Origin of the sequence: Streptomyces sp. UH6, from assembly GCF_013421635.1 — a bacterium.
Classification (GTDB): domain Bacteria; phylum Actinomycetota; class Actinomycetes; order Streptomycetales; family Streptomycetaceae; genus Streptomyces; species Streptomyces abyssomicinicus.
Map to the genome: position 1 here is coordinate 1 of NZ_JACADT010000519.1, position 4,009 is coordinate 4,009.

Consider the following 4,009-nt stretch of genomic DNA (forward strand, 5'->3'; position numbering starts at 1 on the left):
TTCGCCCGGCGGGTCCGGGCACGTACCGCGCCGAGGACGTGCCCGGGTGCCGCCGACAGCTCGTCGAGGCCGAAATCGGGGGGCCGTTCCGTCACGGGCCGGGCAGGATGCTCCCTGTGAACCATGTCCTGTGCGGGCTCGCCGCCAATGCGGCGCTGCCGTCCGACCTGGTCGACCGGCTGACGGCGATCGCGGACGCCGACATCGCCGCGGAGCTGGCCCGTCGCGCGGACCTCGGCCGTGCGCAGGCGCTCGAGCTGGCCTCACGCGTGGCGGAGAGCGCTGTGTGGCTGGCGTACGCCGGGCGGCTGACCGCCGCCGACGTCGATCCCGTGGCTCAGCCGGAGGCTGCGCTCGCCCTGCTCGACGGGGGCGCCGGCCGCCCGGAGTGGGCACGTCTGCTCGCGGCGGATCCGGTCGTCGAACGCCGGGAGAAGCTGGCCGCCTGCTCCGCCCTTCCGCCCGATGTGGTGGAGACGCTCGCCGCGGACTCCGACGCACGGGTCGTGGCGGAGCTCGCCCTGTGGACGACGCCGGAAGTGGCCGCCAGGCTCGCGGGGCATCCGCATGCCGCGGTCCGCAGAGCGGTCGCGGCCAACGAGGCGACGCCCCCGGCCGTGCTGGCGGCGCTGCTCACCGGCGAAGGGCTGCCTCCCGCGCGGCGGTGCCTGGTCTGCGACCGGGAAGGGAGCCCGTTCGTCCACGATCCGCACTGCTCGCGGCTCGACTGCGATCTGCTGCCGGGCGCCTCCTGCGACGGCTCCCACGAGTCCACCGTGCACGACATCCGGCAGGCGGCGCTGCGGAACCCGGTCACACCCACCGAAGCCGTCGTCGGTTTCGTGGACCATCCCTCCCTGCTGCTGCGCTGGGCACTCGCCGCCCGCCCCGGCCTGCCGTCGCAGGTGTGCGAACAGCTCGCCGTGGACCCCTGCCCGGGGGTTCGCGCCGATCTCGCCGAGAATCCGGCGATCGACGACGCCACGATCCGCGTCCTGGCCGGCGACCGTGACCGCGGCGTCCGGCGCGGGCTCGCCCACAACCCCCACGTGCCGCTCGACGTGCTCACCGGCCTGGCCGGAGCCGCCAAGGTCGGCGCCACCCTTCTGCCGCGGATCGCCGCCGCCTTGCCCGACGAGGTCGAGGTGCTGGCCCGGTCGCCGGACCCGGCCGTGCGGATGCTGGTGGCCCAGCGACGCGATCTGCCGCCCGCGACACGCGACGCACTGGCCGCCGACCCCGACGCGAAAGTGGTCAAGTCCGTCGCGCCGCACCCGGGCCTGTCCGAGGCCCGGCTGCGGGCCATGGCCGACCGGCACGGAGTCCGGGTCGTCGCCAGGATCGCGGCCAACCCGGACGCCACTCCGGCGCTGCTGGAGGACCTGACCCGGCACGGGCCTTCGGTACGCAAGGCGCTCCGCGAGGTCGCCCGGCATCGCCGTGCGACGGCCCCGGCGCTGGTGGCCTGTCTGACGGACGGACAGGCGAGGCCCTTGGCCGCCCGCCATCCCGCCCTGCCGCCGTCGGTCATCGTGGAGCTGCTCGCGGACACCGACGGACAGGTGGCGGCAGCGGCGGCCGCCAACCCGTCCCTGCCGCTCACCGTGATGTCGGATCTGGTGTCCCGGCTGTGAGCACCCCGCCCACCGGCTGACGGCCGGGCCCGGAGCGCGGCAGCTTCGGCTACAGCTCGAACTCCAGGTGCTCGATGTCCGTGAACCGGACCTCCTCCAGGCTGCCGGCGCGGCGGCCGCCGTCCTGGAAGTAGACCTCCTTGAGTGCCTCGGCGGCGATCTGCTGGAGCTGCTGGTCGGCCGCGCCGGCCTCCTGGGCGTCGAAGAGGCGGGCGGCGTACCGCGGGGGGAGGGCGACGGTCAGGTGCCGGACGCGGTCCTGGTCCGTCGACCCGATCGGGGCGGTGTAGCCCATGCGGGCCCGGGTGTCGATGACGATGCCGTCGGTGGTGGCCGCCCGCTGCCGGGCCCTTGCCCGGACCCGGGGCTGCCACCGCTTCTTCACCTCGTGCTCGAGGCGCGCCGCGAGGTCCGGGCGGGGCTTCCTGATCTGGTCCTTCACGTACCGTTCGACGGTGCGCCGGGAGACGCGCAGCGTCCGGGCGACCTCCCTCGTCCCTTTCATCTGCCGGACCAGGTAGCGCATCTGCGCGCCCGCGGTCCTGGGCGCGGGGCGGGTGAACGCCTTCTGCACCGCGGCCTCCAGGCCCTCCCCGAACATGCTCATCGCCTGACCTCTCCCCTACTCGCCGTTGTCGGCGTCGGTGACGGTGCCGTCCTTGATGTACCGGGCGAGGTTGAGTTCCGGCGCGTCGAACCGCTCGCGGACCTCCTCGCCCCACAGCAGGGGCTGGGTGCCTTCGTGCTTGACCAGGCCGGGGTTGACGCCGAGCTTGAACCCGCCGGGCAGCGGTCTGCCCTCCCGGTAGGGCAGGAAGTCCAGCGGGCCGGTGCCGCCGGCCGCGTAGACCACGCAGTCGGAGAGGACCGCGACCGGGTACTGCCCGGTGAACGCGGCATGCCTGACGATCTTGCGGTGCAGGTTGATCCGCGTGCGGGAGATGACCGCCGCGCGGATGTCGGGCCGCCACGTCGGCCGGGCCAGGGCGCGCCACGGTTCTCCGGGCCGCCAGCCCTCCCCCCGCGGCCGCTCGCGGAGCTTGCCCAGGCCGCCCTTCACGGTCGCCTTGACCGCCGAGACGACGATCGCCAGCTCCGGGTCGCGCTCCTTGCAGCCGTCCATCGCGGCGAGGAAGTCGGCCGGAGGCATGTCCGGGTGGACGCCGAGGTCGGCCATCGTGGCCAGGTAGGCGTCCCGCAGCCGCTGGTACCAGCCGTCCAGGTAACGGCCGTTGTCGTGGCGCACCCATGCCTCCAGCGGCCGGACCTCGTAGCCGAGTTCCACCGCGTACGCCACGGTCGGCGTCGCGTACCAGGCCGGTCCCTCGGGGCGCTCGCCCTTCGGCGTGAACGGGCTGGGCAGCAGGCCGGCGTCCAGACGCACCCACTCCTTGCCGGTCTTCACCCGGGACAGGTCGACGTGGGAGAGGTCCACCAGCCATGAGCCGGGCAGCTTCGGGTCGAAGACCGGGTTCCGCACGTGGGTGGGCGCGCCGAGGCCGACGTTCAGGCCGTTGGCGCCGGCGGCGAAGGCCATGTTCACGTCGATGCCGACCAGGTGCCGCAGCGTGCACTCCACGTCGGTCATCGGGCGCGCCCAGTCGTACGCCTCTTCGAACAGCTTCTCCGCCGGACCACGGACATGGAACCGCGGGAGATCCCTGAGCACGGGGTGCCCGTCGGGGGCCTCGCACGGAGCCGGGTCGACCGGGTCCTTGCCCAGGGAACCGGGGTTGTGCTCGGAGTGCCGCTTCCCTGTCCCATCGGGTGCGGAGGCCCGGGTCGGCGGGTGCAGGGCGGTCATCAGCTCCAGTCCCGTCACGGCGGTGGAGCCGCGCGGCGTCATGACCCGGGAGGCGTACACGCCCAGCACGCGGGCGAGTTCCGCGGGCGGGAGCTGTGCGGCGTGGCCCCAGTGCCGGGAGTCGAGCGCGTGCCACGCGGGGATGCACAGCTGCACGCAGGCCCGCTCCGGACCGGTCGCGGGGCGGTAGATCCGGGCCCACGGCCCGAACCCGCGCTTCGTCAGTCTCCACTCCGCGCGGGTGAGCTGCTTGACCACCCTGTGGCTCTCGGGGAGGCGCCCGGCGAGCCGTTCCTCGTCGGTGAGGGCCGTCGGCAGGCCGTAGCGCTCCAGCGCGGCCTCGGTGAGCACGAGCAGCGGGTCGGCGTCCTTGCCCGGCCCGGACAGCTTCGGCTGTCCGAGCCGCGCCTCGGTGAGCGTCCACTCCACCAGGGCCGGAAGGGTCCTGGCGGGCACGTCCAGGACCAGGCCGCCGGTGCAGTACGCGAGGACCTGCCCGTCCTCGGCGTCGACGACCGCCAGCGGACCGTTCGCGAACCGCGGATCGGTGCCGCCGTCCGCGGGAGTGGCG

Annotated in this window: 3 protein-coding genes; 1 reads left to right on the plus strand and 2 read right to left on the minus strand. The window is 74.4% G+C overall.

Features of this window, described 5'->3' with window-relative positions:
• The first annotated feature begins 116 nt into the window (after positions 1–116).
• Entirely contained in the window at positions 117–1,634 is a 1,518-nt protein-coding gene (locus HW445_RS21140; protein WP_180222557.1) for a hypothetical protein, read from the plus strand.
• 49 nt (positions 1,635–1,683) lie between these two features.
• Here the strand turns inward: HW445_RS21140 and HW445_RS21145 are convergent, their stop codons facing one another.
• Both HW445_RS21145 and HW445_RS21150 read right to left on the minus strand, forming a co-directional pair.
• Positions 1,684–2,241 (minus strand): XRE family transcriptional regulator, encoded by a 558-nt coding sequence (locus HW445_RS21145; protein WP_180222558.1) that lies wholly within the window; start codon positions 2,239–2,241, stop codon positions 1,684–1,686.
• 15 nt (positions 2,242–2,256) lie between these two features.
• The coding region (locus tag HW445_RS21150; RefSeq protein ID WP_180222559.1) for a transcriptional regulator at positions 2,257–4,009 on the minus strand (1,753 nt) is incomplete at its 5' end.